Genomic DNA, 17,366 nt, shown 5'->3' on the forward strand with positions numbered 1-17,366 from the left:
GACGGGTTGTTGTAGGCGCCGCTGCCGGGCGCCATCTGCTGGAGGTACCAGAGGCGATGCTGGGCGAAGGACAGCGGCAAAGGCCGGTCGCGGCCCACGCGCGAAATGGGCGGCGGGCCCTCGTTCACGACTTGAGTCGCGGGGCGCGCGGCGACGGGCGCCACGGCGGGACGCGGCGCTTCCACGACGGCGGGACGCGCCACGGGCGGAGGGGGGAGGTGGGACGGTGACGCCACGGGCTCCACGCGGCCATCCGCGCGCAACCGGGCATGGCGGCCAGTGCGGTACAGCCTCGCCGTGGCCTCTCGGGGGTGCGGCACCAGGCGGCGGTCCTCGTCGCCCGCGCGCCACAGCGCAGTGGGAAGCCCCGCGCCCGCGAGGGCCAGCTCGCCCACCACGCCCGCGGGCACGGGCTGACCGGCCGCGTCCAACACCCACGCCTGGAGGTTCGCGGGGATGCGTTCTCCCAGCGTGCGCGGCAACAGCGCGCCTTCCTGGGCGTCACCCGACAGCCACACCTCCACGCCCGCGGCCCTGTGCAGCGCCGCGCCCAACTCCGCCGAAGCGCCTTCCAACACCAGCGCGCCAACATGAGCCAGGGACTCGCGCGCTCCGGGCAGTTCGCTGAGTGAACGCGCGAGCCGGGCCGACGTATGCACCAGCACCGCGCCGGACTGGCGCGCCAGCTCCAGCAGTCCTTCCACGCCCGCCTCGGCCTCCACCAGCACCTGTTCCTGGCGGGCGGTGGCCTCCGCGGCCATGCGCTCGCGCACCACGGCCAGGCGACGCAGACCGTCCAGCACCACCGGGGTGTCCAGGCCGAAGTCGATGAGTGCCGCCACTTCATCCACGTCCGCCGCGCGCACGTCGCGCAGACGCTTCACCGCGCCGTCCACCGTTCCCACGAGGCCCGTCGTCTTGGCGTGGTTCTCGAAGGTGTGCTCCAGCAGCGCGTCGATGTCCTCCGGGGATAGCTTCTGGATGTCGCCCTGGTAGCCCTGGGTGAGCAGCAGCGACGTGACGATGTCCACCGAGCTGCGGAAGTACGCGAGCAGCGGCTTGCGCACGAGGCGCAACACCTCCTGGTCGTCGTCGCCCAGGTACGTGTGCAGCATGCAGGTGATGTGGCCTCGGCCGGGGTGGCCGTTGCGGCGCCAGGCCTCGCGGTACAACGCCACCTTCGGCTTCAACTCCTCCAGCGAGTGCGACAGCAGGCCCGTGAGCACGCCCGCGCCCAGCTCGCCCGCCATGCGGAAGGTCTCTGGGTTGGACGTGGCGGTGAGCCACACCGGCAGCTCTTTCTGCACGGGCTTCGGCCGCAGCGCTCCCTCCACCAGGGTGCCCGCGCCGCCGGGGCGCTTGAAGCGCTCGCCGCGCCACAGCGAGCGCAACGTGGACAGCTTCTCCAGCAGGATGTCGCGGCGCTTCTCGAAGTTGGCTGGCGCGAAGGTGAAGTCCTGCGTGTGCCAACCCGTGGCCACGGAGAGGCCCACTCGGCCCTGCGACACGTTGTCCACCACGGACCACTGCTCCGCGATGATGAGCGGATCATGCAGCGGCAGCACCACGCTGCCGGAGCGCACGTGCAGGTGCTTCGTGACGGCCGCGACCGCGGCGGAGATCACCGCGGGCTGCGGGTACAAGCCTCCGAACGAATGGAAGTGCCGCTCCGGCGTCCACACCGCGGAGAAGCCGTTCGCGTCCGCGAACTTCGCTCCCTCCATCAGGAGTTCGTACTTGGGGCCCTGGAGCGCGTCCTCGTCGTTGGCGAAGTAGATGAGGCTCAGGTCCATCGCCTTCGCGCGAGGCCCGCCGCCTCCCAGACTCACCAGCCGCGCGGTGATGCGCTCCGGCGGGTACACCACGCGCAGGCCTCGCGTGAGCGCCCACAGGGCCTCCAGCTCCGGACGGTCCGCGGACGCCTCGCTCGCGGACAGCCATGCGCCGCCGTCCGGAGGAGACAGCCGCGCATCCAGGCCGGTGAAGAACTCCGACAGCTCGCGGTGACCCAGCGCCCAGGCGGGCTGTCCGGCGCCCGTGGGCAACAGCCACGCCAGCGCGCGCGCGTCCTCTCCTGCGCGGAGGGGAGCACCCGATGCGTCCACGTCCTCCACGTAGACGACGCGCGATGCCTCCACTCGCACGGAGGCCACTAGCGCTCGCGTGGTGACGAGCACCGGCACGCGGGTGCCTTCTGGCGCGTAGACGGGCAACTGCGTCAGGTCCGCCGGGCCCAGCGCGATGCCCGCGCCACCCGCGGCCAGCACGCCCCACAGCGCGGCCAGCTTCTCCGGCGATGAGCGCAGGCACACGGCCACCGGAGTCCCTGCCGTCACGCCCAGGGCCTTCAGCCGCTCGGCCAGGGCATCCGCCCGGGCGCCCAGTTCGGCCCAGGTCCAGTGCGCATCCCCACGCGAGACGGCGGTGGCGTTCGCGTGGCGTGCACGCCGCTCCGCCAGGAGGGCCGGCACGGAGGTGATGCCCGGTGAGGCACGGGGCGCGGGCCAGGCGCGGCGCTCTGCCTCCGTGGTCAGGGGCAGCTGGGCGACAGGCGTCTCAGGCCGGGCGAGCGCCGCTCCGAGCAACACCTGGAAGTGCTCCATCAGCCGCTCCACGGTGGCGGCGTCGAACAGCTCCGTCGCGTACTCCAGGACGCCGTGGACGCGGCCGGGCGCTTCGGAGAGAAGGAGCGTGAGGTCCGCCAGGGTGGCGCCCCATTGCACGGGCGTGCCGGGCACCTCCACCAGCGAGCCGCGCAGGCCCGTCAGGTTCAGCGTCCCGGCGCCCGCGGCCGCACCCGTGTGGTAGACGAACACGGAGTCCGTCAGCCTTCCTCGGCCGATGTCGTGGCCCGGGATGAGGGCTTCCACCAGGTACTCGAAGGGCACGTCCGGACGCGTCTGTGCGTCGGCGACCTCGTCACGCACCTGGGTCAGCAGCTCGCGGAACGTGAGGCCTTCGGTGAAGCGCGTCCGGAACGCCGCCGAGTGCGCCACGTAGCCGATGAGCGGTAGCAGCTCCGGCCTCGTGCGGTTGGCGATGGGCGTTCCGACGATGACGTCCGTCTGGCCGCTGTAGCGGTGCAGCAGCGTCTGCCACGCGGCGAGCACCGTCATGTAGCCGGTGAAGCCCTCACGGCGTGCGAAGGCCACCAGCTCGCGGGCGAGCGCGGGCGGGAACTCGACCGTCATGCGCTCGGAGGTGAGCGGGCTCTCGGTGGGGCGCGGGCGGTCGGTGGGCAGGTCCAGCTTGCGCGGCATGCCAGCCAGCCGCTGCCGCCAGCCCTGGTCCTGTTCGGGCAGCCGGCCGCCCGCGATGCTGTTGCGCTGCCACGCGCCGAAGTCCGCGTACTGCAAGGGCAGCGGGGGCAGGGGAGACGGACGCCCCTGGAGGAAGGCGTCGTAGAGCTGGCCCAGCTCCTGGACGAAGAGGGCGATGGACAGCGTGTCGCTGACGATGTGGTGGATGCCGCACAGGAGCAGGTGCAGCCGCGTGTCCACGCGCACGAGCGTGGTGCGCAGCACGGGGCCGTGGACCAGGTCGTACGGCTTCGCGGCGTCCTCGCGGGCGAGCCGGAGGGCCTCGGGTTCACGGGTCTCCGCGGGGCCGCGCAGTTCCACGCGGGTGAGCGGGACTCGCATGTGCGCGTGGAAGCGCTGCACGGGGCGGCCGTCCACGGCGTCGTAGGTCGTGCGCAGCGCTTCGTGGCGCTGGACGATCTCCTGGATGCCGCGCTCCATCACGTCCGCGTTCAGGTCGCCTTCGAGCCGCAGGACGAACGGGATGTTGTACGCGGACTGACCGGGCAGGTGCTGCTCCAGGCGCCAGACGCGCTCCTGCACGAAGGACAGCGGCAGCTCGCCAGTGCGCGCGAGCGGCACGAGCGGAAGCTCCACGGAGACGGGGGCCTGCGGCGACTGACGCAGCAGAGGCACCAGACGCTCCGCGATGCCCGCGACCGTGGGGGCTTCGAAGAGGGCGGCGAGCGGCAGGTTCACGCCGAATGCATCACGCACCTGGTTGAGCAGCTGCGCGGCCGTCAGCGAGTTGCCGCCAATCTCCAGGAAGTCGTCGTGGCGGCCGACGAACTCCAGGCCCAGTCGCGCGCGCCACAGCGCGGCTACGCGTTCCTCCACATCGCCACGAGGGGCATCGTCGCGCGCGGACTGCGGGGGCAGGGGGGCCGCCTCGACAGGGGCCGGACTCGCACTCGAAGCAGGGAGGGCAGCGGCCACCACGGCCTGTGTGGACACCTCCACCGGAGACGGCGCCGTCACCGTGATGCGGCCTTGCGCCTTCTGCTCCACCCAGACGGTCTTCTCCTGGAAGACGTACGTGGGCAGGTGCAGCCGCAGGCGCTGCTCGTGCGCGTAGAACTCGCTCCAGGCCACGGGCACGCCCGCGGTCCACAGCTCGCCCACGGCCTGGAGCCAGCTCATCTGCTCCGTTGTCGTGCCACCCAGACGCAGCGACGGCAGGCCTCGGACTCGAGGCGCGCCGTTCTCCACCGCCATCAGGTTCGCGCGCACCAGCGGCGTCACATCCTGACCGGGGCCCACCTCCAACATCACCGCGCAGCCTTCCTCCTGCAGCGTCTCCACCGCGCGGGTGAAGTGCACGGGCTTGCGCATCTGTTCGGTCCAGTAGCGCGGATCCGCCAGCTGTCCGTGCTGTGCCACCGTCCCCGTGAGGCTGGACACGTACCGCACCGTCGGCTCTACCCAGCGCAGCGTGCCCACCACGCGCGCCAGCTCCGGCATCAACGGCTCCACGTCCACCGAGTGGAACGCGTGCGGCGCCGGCATGCGCACCGCTCCGACCTTCTGGGCCTTGAGCTCGGCATCCAGGCGCTCCACTTCCTCCTCCGGACCGGACACCACGCAGCGGTCCGGCGTGTTCACCGCCGCCAACTCCAGCCGGCCCGACAGCAGCGGCTGGACCCGAGCCGCGGGCAGCGCCACCGCCAGCATCGCCCCCGACGGCATGCGGTGCATCAGCTCACCGCGCGCCACCGCGAGGCGCATCGCGTCTTCCAGGGACAGCACGCCCGCGACACACGCCGCCGCGTACTCGCCGAAGCTGTGCCCCAGCACCGCGTACGGCTTCACGCCCAGGTCCTGCCACAGCCGCGCCAGTGACACCTGCACACTGAACAGCGCGGGCAGCGCCACACGCGTGTCCGCCAGGGCCTCCGTGGACTCCGCCTCCGCACCGGCATTGGGCGACAGCAGTCGCGAAACGCGCTCCCGCAGCGGCGCCTCCAACAACGCCAGGCACGCGTCCAGGTGCTCGCGGAACCGGGGCGACGCCTCCGCCAGCTCGCGCCCCATCGCGACCCGCTGCGCTCCCTGGCCGGAGAACACGAACGCCACCCGGGGAGCGCGCTTCTCGGTCTTCACCGCGACCACCGGCTTGCGGAGCTGGCGCACCAGATCCGCCGCGTCCTTCACCACGAGCACGTGACGGTATTCGAACGCCTTGCGACCCATGGCGTGCGTGAACGCCAGGTCCGCCAATGCCTGCGCATCCATGCCCTCCGCCACGTGCACATCCAGCTGCTGTGCCGCGGCCTGCAACGCCTCCAGCGAGCGCGCGGACAGCAGGACCAGCTGATGGGACCGCGAGGTGGGACCACTCCGCCGCAGGGGGGCCTCCTCGAGGACCGCGTGCGCGTTCGTGCCTCCAATGCCGAAGGAACTGACCGCGGCAAAGCGGGGTGTCTCACCGCGAGGCCACTGCCGCAGGGTGGTGTTGACGAAGAACGGTCCCGCGTCGAAGTCGATCTGCGGGTTGGCCTTCTCGAAATGGAGACTGGGCGGAATCTCCCCGTGGTGCAGAGACAGCGCGGCCTTCATCAGGCCCGCGAGGCCCGCGACCGTGTCCAGGTGGCCCACGTTCGTCTTCAGCGACGCCAGCGCGATGCTCCCCCGGTGCTCCGCGCCCAGGCCGTACGCGCGCGTCAGCGCCGCCACTTCAATCGGATCCCCCAGGGGCGTCGCGGTGCCGTGGGTCTCCACGTAGCCCACGGCCTCCGGTGCCACGCCCGCGTTGGCCAGCGCCTGGGACACGACCGCCGCCTGGCCCTGCACACTGGGCGCGGTGAAGCCGGACTTGTTCCGGCCGTCGTTGTTCAGCGCCGAGCCCCGGATGACCGCGTAGATGGAGTCCCCATCCCGCAGCGCGTCCTCCAGGCGCTTGAGCACCACCGAGCCCACGCCGTTGCCGGACAGCGTGCCTCCCGCCTTCGCGTCGAACGCGCGGCAGTGGCCGTCCGGGGAGAAGATGAGCCCCTCCTCGTGCACGTAGCCCGTGCGCTGCGGCAGCGACAGCCGCATCGCGCCCGCGAGCGCCACGTCGGACTGGCCCGTCCTCAGGCTCTGGGCGGCCAGGTGCACCGCCACCAGGCCCGTGGAGCACGCGGTGTACAGCAGCACGCTTTCGCCCGTGAGCCCCAGCTTGAAGGATGCCTTCGTCGCCAGGCTCTCGTGCGTGGCGGTGCCGTGCAGCTCCATGAACGACGCCGCGTCCAGCGGCATCGCCTGCCGCACGGCGTCCGTGTAACCGGAGCCCGTGGCCCCCGCGTACAGCGAGATGGCCCCGGGGAAGCGCTCCGGGTCGATGCCCGCGTCCTCCAGCGCGGCCCATGCCGTCTGGAGGAAGAGCCGCTGCTGCGGATCCGTGAACTGCGCCTCGCGCATCGACATGTCGAAGAACGCGTGGTCGAACCGGTCCGCGCCGTCGATGACGCCCGCGGCTGGGACGAATGCCGGCTGGTGCCACAGCTCCAGGCCCTCCGGCAGGACGGACAGGTGCTCCAGTTCCTCCGGGGCGAAGCGCGTGATGGACTCCACGCCTCCGCGCAGGTTGCTCCAGAACTCCGCCACCGTCATCGCGCCAGGGAAGCGGCCCGCCATACCTATGATGGCGATGGAGCCGGACTCGCCGGCCTTCGGTGCCTCGCGCGGACGGTGACCGGGAGCCTGGGACACGGGCTGTACGGCGCCCGGGCCCTGCTGGGACTCACGATCCAGCCGCTGGACGAACGCTTCGAGAGTGGGGTGTTCGAACAGCCACACCACGGGCACCTCGCGCTGGAGCTCCTCGCGCAGGCGCGCGGCCAGCCGCACCACGGTCAGCGACGTGGCTCCCAGGTCCTCGAAGAAGTGGTCCTGTGCGCTCACGCGGTCCGTGCTCAGCTCGCGCGCGAAGACGGGCGCCAGGCGCTGCTCCAGCGGGTGCGTGGGCTCCACGAAGCGGCCCTGACGTCCGGTGGACGCGGCGTCCGGCGCGGGCAGCGCCTTGCGGTCCACCTTGCCGCTGGGGTTCAGGGGCAGGGTGTCCAGCATCACGAACACCGACGGCACCATGTACTCCGGCAGCCGCTGCCGCAGCGCCGATCGCAGCGCGGACGCGTCCAGCACCTGCCCCGGGCCAGGCATCGCGTAGGCCACGAGCCGCTTGTCCCCGTGCACGTCCTCGCGCACCACCACCGCGGCGTCCTGCACCGCGGGCAGGTCGCGCAGGGCGGCCTCCACCTCCGCCAACTCGATGCGGAAGCCGCGCACCTTCACCTGCGTGTCGATGCGGCCCAGGAACTCCAGCGTGCCGTCCGGACGCCAACGGCCCATGTCTCCCGTGCGGTACAGCCGTGCGCCCGGCGTCGCGCCGTAGGCATCCGGCACGAAGCGCTCCGCCGTCAGGTCCGGCCGCGACACGTAGCCCCGGCCCACGCCGTCACCGCCGAGGAACAGTTCGCCCGGCACACCCACGGGCACCGGGCTCAGGCTCGCGTCCAGCACGTACACGGACGTGTTGGCGAGCGGTGCGCCAATGGACACCGTCGTGCCGACCTGTTCCAGCCGCTCCACCGTGAAGGCGGTGGCGACAATGGAGCCCTCGGAGGGCCCGTAGCCGTTGGTGAAGGGGATGCCCAGCGACTCCACCGCGCGGCGCACGTGCGGCGCGGAGACGATGTCGCCGCCCGTGTGCAGCTCGCGCAGCCGCCCGAGGATGTCCGGCCGGTGCTCCACCAACTGCGAGAAGAGGCCGGAGGGCATGTGGATGAAGGTGACGCCGTGGCGCTCCACCACCCGGGCCAGCGTGTCCATGTCGCCCGCGGGCACGTGACCCGGGAAGACGACGAGCCGGTTTCCATGCACCAGCGGCATCCACAACTCCAGCACGGAGCCGTCGAAGGACACGGGCGCGAAGAGCAGCACCGTGTCGCGCATCCCGTAGTGCAGGTACGGCGCCGCGTGCAGCACGCGCAGCAGGCCGCGATGCTCGATGCCCACGCCCTTGGGCCGTCCGCCGCTGCCGGAGGTGAAGATGACGTAGGCCAGGTTGCGCGGCCCCACGCCGGTCTCCGGCGCGGTGACAGGCTGGTCGGCCAGCTCCAGCTCCTCCAGGAACAGGCACGGCAGGGACGCGTCGGGCAGGTGCAGCCGGCCGCGCAGCTCGCGCGTGGTGACGAGCAGGTGCGGCCGGGCATCCTCCAGCATGAAGCTCAGCCGCTGCGCGGGATACGACGCATCCAGCGGCACGTACGCGCCGCCAGCCTTCACGATGCCGAGCACCGTGACGACGAAGCCCACGGAGCGCTCCAGGCACAGCGCCACCAGCACGTCCGCTCCCACGCCACGGGCCCGCAGGACATGCGCGAGCTGATTGGCCCGCGCATCCAGCTGCGCGTACGTCAGCCGTTCATCCCCGTCCTCCACCGCGACGGCGTCCGGGCGCAGCGAGGCCTGCAGCGCGAAGCGCTCCGCGAGCGTGCTGTCGGAGGGATAGGGCAGGGCGGTGTCGTTCCACGCGACGAGCACCTGCTGGCGCTCCTCCGGCGTGAGCCACGGCAGCCGTGAGAGGGGCACGTCCGGCCCGGCGACCGCGGCCTCCAGCAGCACGAGCAGATGCCCGGCGAGCCGGGCCACGGTGTCGCGTTCGAAGAGGTCGGTGCTGTACTCGATGGAGCCGCGCAGTCCGTCCGGCGTCTCCGTGAGCAGCAGGCTCAGGTCGAAGTGCGCCGTGCCCGCGTCCACCTCCAGTGGCTCCATCCTCAGCCCTGGCGCATTGAACGCCTCGGCCGGAGCGTTCTGGAGCGCGAAGACCGCCTGCACCAGTGGCGTGCGGCCCAGGTCGCGAGGCACCTGGAGCTCCTCCACCAGCTTCTCGAACGGGAGGTCCTGGTGCTCGTAGGCCGCGAGCGTCGTGTCCCGCACCTGTCCCAGCAACGCTCGGAAGGACGTCTCCGGACGGACGCGTGCACGCAGCACCAGCGTGTTGATGAAGAAGCCGACCAGTCCTTCCACGTCGCCGTGGGTGCGGCCCGCGATGGGAGCGCCGACGAGCAGATCCTCCTGCCGGCTGTAGCGGGACAGCAGGACCTGCCACGCGGCCAGCAGCGCCATGAACGGCGTGGCGCCTTCGCGCCGGGCAAGCCCCGCGAACCGGTCCGTCAGGTCGCGAGGCACGTGCACGGGCATCAGCGCGCCGTGAGGTGAACGCGTCGTGGGCCGAGGCTTGTCCGTGGGCAACTCCAGGACCCGAGGCGCACCCGCGAGCTGCTCCTTCCACCACGCCACTTCGTCCGCGAGCACGTCGCCCTGGAGCCAACCGCGCTGCCACGCGGCGAAGTCGGCGTACTGCACGGGCAGCTCCGGCAGCACCGGGGCCGAACCGGAAGCGAAGGCCGCGTAGGCCGTGGCCACCTCTCGCACCATCACGCTCAGGGACCAGCCGTCGGCGACGACGTGGTGCATGCCCAGGAGCAGCACGTGCTGCGTGGACGTCAGCCGCAGCAGGCGCGTGCGCAGCAGCGGCCCGGTGCCCAGGTCGAAGGGCCGGCCCGCCTCCTCGCGCGCCACTTGCTGGACCGCCGATTCGGGGTCCGGCAGGTCGCCCAGGTCCGTCACGGGCAGCGCCCAGACCGGTGTCGGCTGGAGGGTCTGGACGGGGTCGCGGCCCTTCAGCGCGAGCGTGGTGCGCAGGGCTTCGTGGCGCTCGACGAGGAGCTCCAGCGCGAGGCGCAGGGCCTCCACGTCCAGTGCGCCGTCCAGCCGCACGGCGCCCAGCAGGACGTAGGGCGTGGCACCGGGTTGGAGCTGTTCCATCACCCACAGCCGCTGCTGCGCGAAGGACAGGACCCGTTCGCCGTCGCGAGGCACCTTGCGGATCGCGGGCACGCGTGGGAGGCCGGTGCGCGAGAGGAGCTGGGCCTCCACCTGTTCGGTGACCTCGGCGACGGTGGCTCCGTCGAAGAGTCCGCGCAGGGGCAGCTCCACCTGGAACGTGGAGCGCACGCGGGACAGCAGCCGTGTGGCCAGCAGCGAGTGTCCGCCCAGGGCGAAGAAGTCATCGTGCACGCCCACCTTCGGCACCCGCAGCACGTCTCGGAACAGGTCCGCGATCCGCTGTTGGAAGGGCGTCATCCGCTGGGGCCTCGACGGCGCCAGGGCTGCCGGACGCGCGTCCGGAACAGGCAGGGCCTTGCGGTCCACCTTTCCGTTGGGGGACAGCGGCAGCGCGTTCAGCGCCACGAAGGCCGTGGGAACCATGTACTCCGGCAGCTTCGCCTTCAGCGCCTCGCGCAGGGCTTCCGCCGTCACGCCCTGGCCCACCACGTAGGCCACCAGACGCTTGTCGCCGGGCGCGTCCTCGCGCACCACCACCACGGCTTCGCGCACGCCTTCACACTGACGCAGCGCTGACTCCACTTCGCCTGGCTCGATGCGGAACCCGCGCAGCTTCACCTGGAAGTCCAGGCGGCCCAGGTACTCGATGGTGCCGTCGGCGAGGACGCGGGCCCGGTCTCCCGTCCGGTAGAGCCTCGCTCCCGGAGGGCCAAACGGATCCGGGATGAACCGCTCCGCCGTCAGCGCGGGACGGCCCAGGTATCCCCGGCCCACCTGCACGCCGCCGATGTGGAGCTCTCCCGCGATGCCCACCGGCACCGGCTGCGACGATGCATCCAGGACGTGGATCCGCGTGTTCGCCACCGGCCTGCCAATGGGCACGGAGCGCCGTCCGTCATGGCGCTCGCACGTCCAGGCCGTCACTTCCACCGCGGCCTCCGTGGGGCCGTAGAGGTTGTGGAGGGGGACGCCCAGCCGCTCCAGGCAGCGGTCCTTCAGCTCCAGCGGCAGCGCTTCTCCGCTGCACACGACTCGGCGAAGCGCCGTGCAGCGCTCCAGCCCCGGCTCCTCCAGGAACACCTGGAGCATGGACGGCACGAAGTGCACCGTCGTGATGTCCTCGCGAGCCATCAGGTCCACCAGGTATGCGGCGTCCTGGTGCCCGCCCGGCTTCGCCACCACCAACCGCGCGCCCGTCATCAGCGGCCAGAAGAACTCCCACACCGAGACGTCGAAGCTGAAGGGCGTCTTCTGCAACACGACGTCGCGTGACTCCAACCCGTAGGCGTCCTGCCCCCAGAGCAGCCGGTTGCGGATGCCCGCGTGGGTGTTCATGGCGCCCTTCGGACGCCCCGTGCTGCCCGACGTGTAGATGACGTAGGCCAGGTGCTCGGCGCCCACGCCCGATTCCACGGGCTCCGGCGACAGGGTCGCCACCTGGGGCCAGTCCGAGTCCAGGCAGAGCACCGGCGTGCTGCCTACCGACAGCACCGGCCGCAGGTGCTGCTGCGTCAGCAACGCCGCGACCGCGGAGTCCTCCACCAGGTACGTCCGCCGGTCCGCCGGCGAGGACGGATCGATGGGCACGTACGCGCCGCCCGCCTTGAGCACACCCAGCAGTGCGATCACCAACTCCAGTGACCGCTCCGCGCAGATGCCCACGCGCACTTCCGGTCCCACGCCGCGCGCCCGCAGCGCACGTGCGAGCTGATTGGCCCGGCCGTCCAGCTCACGGTACGTCAGCCGCGCGCCCTCGAAGTCCACCGCGATGGCGTCCGGCGTGCGCGCCACCTGCGCTTCCACCAGCCCGTGCAGCGTGCCCTCCAGCGGGTAGTCGCGCGCGGTGGCATTCCAATCCACCAGCAGCCGCCGCTGCTCCGCGTCGTCCATCAGCGGCAGCAGGTGCACGGGGGTCGCCGCATCGCGGGCCACGGCCTCCAGCAGCACCTGGAAGTGGGTGGCGAACCGCGCCGCCGCGGCCTCGGAGAAGAGGTCCCGGCTGTATTCGAGCGTTCCTTCCAGGCCGCCGTCGCTCGCGGTGAGCGAGAGCAGGAGATCGAAGCGCGCGGTCTCCGTCGAGGTGTGCAGCCGCTCCACGCGGACGCCGGGCAGGGCCGGCGTGGACAGCGGCGCGTTCTGGAGAACGAACATCGCCTGGAACAGCGAGGTGCGATCTCCGCCGCGCGCCTGGGCCACGGCCTCCACGAGCCGTTCGTAGGGCACGTCCTGGTGCGCGTACGCGGCCAGGGAGGACTCGCGCACGCGACCCAGGAGCTCGGAGAAGCGAGGCGCTCCGTCCATGCGGGCGCGCAGCACCAGCGTGTTGAGGAACACGCCGATGAGGGGCTCCAGCTCCGGCCGGGTGCGGTGGGCCACCGGCGTGCCCACGGCGAAGTCGTCCTGCCCGGAGTAGCGCGACAGCACGGCCTGATACCCGGCCATCAGCACCATGAACAGTGTGGCGTCGCGGTCGCGGCCCACCTGCTCCAGCGAATGCACCAGGGACGCGGGCAGCGTGAAGACATGGCTGTCCCCACGCGTCGACCGGGTCCCGGGCTGTCCCTGCTCGGCGGGCAGGGTGAGCACGGGCACGTCCTTCAGGGACTCCTTGAGCGTGTCCAGCCGGGCCTGTGCCGCCTCGGAATCGTCCTGCTGGCGCTGCCATGCGGCGAAGTCCGCGGCCTGCACCTCCAGCGCCGGAAGTGGCGACGGACGTCCCGCCGCGAGCGCCGGGTAGAGGCTGGCCACCTCGTGCACGAGCACGCCCATGGACCAGCCATCCGTGACGATGTGGTGCATGCACAGGAGCAGCACGTGTTCGTCCGGGGACAGCCGGAGCAGCCGCGTGCGCAGCAACGGGCCGGTGCCCAGATCGAACGGCCGGGTCGCGTCCTCCCGCATGCGCTGTCGCAGGGTGGCGTCGCGCCCGGTGCCTTCGGGAAGGGACTCCACCGGCAGGGACCAGTCCGATGGCGGCGCGTGGATGCGCTGGAGCGGCTGGCCTTCACGTTCCTCGAACGTGGTGCGCAGCGGTTCGTGCCGGCGGACGATCTCCGCGAACGTGCGGCGCAGCGCCTCCACGTCCAGGGGGCCGGAGAGCCGCAGGGCCAGGGGGATGTTGTAGAGGGCCTGGCCGGGCTCCATCCGATCCAGGAACCACATGCGCTGCTGCGCGAACGACAGCGGCAGCGCTTCATCCCGGGACACCGTGGGGATGGGGGCGGCGGGGTATCGGGAGGGGAGCGCTTCGATGCGCTCCGCGAGCCTTGCCACGGTGGGTGCGTCGAACAGCGCGCGCACGGGCAGGTCCACGCCGAACCGGGCGCTCACTCGGGTGACGAGCTGGGTGGCCAGCAGCGAATGCCCACCGAGCGCGAAGAAGTCATCGTGCGCGCCCACGCGCTCCACGTTCAGCAGGTCCTGGAACAGCGCGGCCAGCTTCTCCTGGAGCGGCGTCAGCGGGTCCGAGTCCTCGGTGGCGACGGGGGCCGCGGGGGCGGGCAGGGCGCCGCGGTCCACCTTGCCGTTGGGCGTGAGGGGCAGGGTGTCCAGGCCGACGAAGGCCGAAGGCACCATGTACGCAGGGAGACGGGAGCGCAGGTGCTCACGCAGAACGCCGGCATCGCCGAAGGCCGGGACGACGTAGGCCACGAGCCGCTGTTCGCGCACGTCGACCACGGCCTCGCGGACCTCGGGGTGCGTGATGAGCGCGGCTTCGATTTCGCCCGGCTCGATGCGGAAGCCGCGCAGCTTCACCTGATGGTCGATGCGGCCCAGGAACTCCAACGTTCCGTCCGCGAGCCAGCGCACCCGGTCGCCCGTGCGGTACATCCGCGTGCCCGGCGCTTCGCGAAGCGCGTCCGGAACGAAGCGCTCGGCCGTCAGTTCCGGCCGGCCCAGGTAGCCGCGCACCACGCCTTCACCCCCGATGAACAACTCACCGGGGACCCCGACCGGCACCGGCCGCAGCAGGGCATCCAGGACGTGCAGCCCGGTGTTCGCCAGCGGCCGTCCCAGCGACACCGTGCCGGCCGTGTCCGTCTCCACGCGATGCATGGACGACCACACCGTCGTCTCGGTGGGACCGTACATGTTGAGCAGGGCAGGGACATGCTCCCGCAGCTTCGAGGCGAGGCTCCCCGGAAGCGCTTCGCCTCCCACGAGCATCTGCCGCAGTCCGCCCAGCGCATGCAACGCCCGGGGCTCGTCCACGAGCGCACGCGCGTACGACGGCGTGCACTGGAAGTGGGTGACGGCGTGGCGCTCCAGCAGGTCCGCGAACGCCGCGGGCTCCAGGCCCGTGGGCGCGAGCACCACCTGGAAGCCGCGCGTCCAGGCCCAGAGCAGCTCCAGCACGGAGATGTCGAAGGAGATGCTCGTCATCGCCAGCCACGTGCCCGGGCACGGCGAGACGTGCGCATCCATCGCGCGGAAGAAATTCATCACCGTCCGGTGCGGCACGCCCACGCCCTTGGGCCGCCCTGTCGAACCCGACGTGTAGAGCACGTACGCGAGCGTCCGCGCGTCACCCGCGGACCGCACGAAGTCCGCTCCCACCGAGGGGGCCACGTCATCGAGGAAGAGCCGGCGATCAGCCGGCACCGCGATCACGTCCTCCAGGCGACGAGGCCCCACGAGGACCTTCGCCCCAGAGTCCTCCCACATCGCCGCGAGCCGCTGCGCCGGGTACGCCGGATCCAACGGCAGGTAGGCTGCCCCCGCCTCCAGGATGCCGAGCATCCCCACCGCCAGCTCCACCGAGCGGTCCACGCACAGCCCCACCACCGACTCCGGCCCCACGCCACGCTGCCGCAGCGTGTGCGCCACGGCCCGGGCCCGAGCACGCAGTTCCCGGTACGTCAGCCGGCCATCCCCGGCGACGAGCGCCACGGCATCCGGCGTGCGAGCCACCTGCGCCGCGAAGCGCGAGGAGAGGGTGGCATCCGAGGGGAACTCGATGTCGGGTCCATGCGACAGCGCGAGCAGGTGCTCCGACTCATCGGCGCTGAGCCACGGCAGCGCATCCACCTGGCGCGAAGGGTCCGCGACAGCCGCCTCCAGCAACACGCGCAGGTGGCCAGCGATGTGGGCCACGGTGTCCGCGTCGAAGAGGTCGGTGGCGTACTCGAGCCAGCCCTCGAAGCCTCTCGCGGATTCGGAGAGCGAGAGCGTCAGGTCGAACATCGCCGTGCCCGAATGCACGTCCAGCAAGCGTGACTGGAGGCCCGGCAGCACGGGGGCGCCCACCTGCGCGCCCTGGAGGATGAACATCACCTGGAAGAGGGGCGTGTGCCCGCGCTCGCGCGTGGGCTGGAGCGCTTCCACCAGCTTCTCGAAGGGCACGTCCTGATGCGCGTACGCACCCATCGCCGTCGCGCGCACCCGGCCTAGCAGCTCACGGAAGGTGGGCGCGCCGGACAACCGCGTGCGCATCACCAGCGTGTTGACGAAGAAGCCCACCAGGCCCTGCAACTCCGCGCGTTCACGACCCGCGATGGCCGTGCCCACGCTGACGTCGTCCTGTCCCGAGCGGCGCGCGAGCACCGCCTGGAAGGCCGCGAGCAGGACCATGAACGGGGTGACGCCCTCGCTGATGGCCAACCCGCGCACTGCTTCGGCGAGCCGTGAGTCGAGCACCACCGGCACCCGGGCGCCCTGCGTTCCACGCTCGGGGGGACGCGGCCGGTCTGTCGCCAACTCCAACAAGCGGGGCGCGCCTGAGAGCTGCTGCCGCCAGTAGTCCAGGTGCGACGCCAGTGCGGCTCCGTCCAGCGACTCCCGCTGCCACTCCGCGTAGTCAGCGTAAGCCACCTTCAGCGCGCGCAGCGGCGACGGGCCGCCTTCGAGCAGCGCCGCGTAGAGGGCGGACATTTCGCGCACCAGCACCGCCATGGACGTGCCGTCCGACACGGCGTGGTGCATGACGAGCACCAGCACGTGCGTGCGCTCGTCCAGCGTCAGCAGCGTGGCGCGCACGAGCGGTCCCTGCGTCAGGACGAACGGACGGCGGGCCTCCTCCTGGGCCAGACGGGAGGCTTCGGCCTCGCGGGTGTCCGCGGGCAGGGATTCCAGTGACACGCGGGCCAGCGGCAGGGATGCGAAGCTCGCGATGACCTGAAGCGGCCTTCCGCCCTGTTCCCGGAAGGAAGTCCTCAGCGCGTCATGGCGCGCGGCAAGCACGAGGAGGCTGTTCTCCAGCGTGGCCACGTCCAGCTCGCCTTCCAGTCGCACGGCGGCGGGAAGGTTGTAGGTCACGTCGCCCGGAGCGTACCGGTCCAGGAACCACAGCCGCGCCTGTGCGAAGGACGCCGCCCGGTCGCCTGTTACTTCCCGGCGACGCAGCGTGCTCGATGCAGGGACGGACGCCGCCGTGCGGGCCGAGATCAGCTGCCGTGCAAGGGACGTGATGCTCGGCCCTTGGAGCAACCACTCCATGGGCACCGTCACGCGCATCGTGCCGATGCCCATTTCGTGCGCCAGTTCCACCGCGCCCAACGAGTCCAGGCCGTAGCGCGTCACCGGGGCATCGACGTCGATGTCCTCACGGCGCATGCGCATGTGCCGGGCCACGACGTCGTGCAGCCATGCCACCAGCGCTGCCTCGTCCGCATTCGCGGGCAGGCCCTCTGAGACGGGCGCCGCTTCGCGTGCTCCAGAACCTGCGCCAGGAGCGACCGGGCTGATGGTTCCGCCGTCATGACTCGATGACGGCCGGGACGAAGGCGACGACTCGGATGCGCTGAAGTCCGGCGCGGTAATGGACCGAGCCCCGCTGGAGCCTGGGACGGATTCGGATGAAGCGGGGAGGGGAGCTTCGGGCGACGAACGCGCGCCACCTGGCGGCTCCGCCCGCCACGCCGTCACCTCCTGCAATGTCCCCGCGAGGAAGGCCGCTCTGCACGCGTGCCGCTGCACCTTGCCGCTGGACGTCTTGGGCAGGCTGCCCGGCTCGATGAGCACCACCGCGTGCGCCTGCACTTCGTGCGACTCCGCCAGCCGCTGACGGATGGTGCCCACCGCCGCGTCCGCCGCCGCGAGTTGCTCACGCAGTCCGCCCAGCCGCCGCACGTCGATTTCTTGCACCACGACGGCGCGCTCCTCGCCCCCCACCTCCACCGAGAACACCGCGCCGCCCCCGGGCCTCAGCGCCGGGTGCGCACCCTCCACCGTCGCCTCCAGGTCCTGCGGGTAGTGGTTGCGCCCTCGCAGGATGATGAGGTCCTTGCGCCGCCCCGT

At 71.8% G+C, this 17,366-nt stretch carries 1 protein-coding gene (cut by a window edge); it reads right to left on the bottom strand.

The features are described 5' to 3' along the window. On the bottom strand, positions 1-17,366 hold part of the coding region annotated (locus GTZ93_RS28830; protein WP_161663127.1) for a non-ribosomal peptide synthase/polyketide synthase (this coding region is incomplete at its 5' end). The annotated region extends 17,905 nt beyond the left edge of the window; 17,366 of 35,271 annotated nt are visible.

It is taken from the genome of Corallococcus exiguus (genome assembly GCF_009909105.1).
Taxonomy (GTDB): Bacteria; Myxococcota; Myxococcia; order Myxococcales; family Myxococcaceae; genus Corallococcus; species Corallococcus exiguus.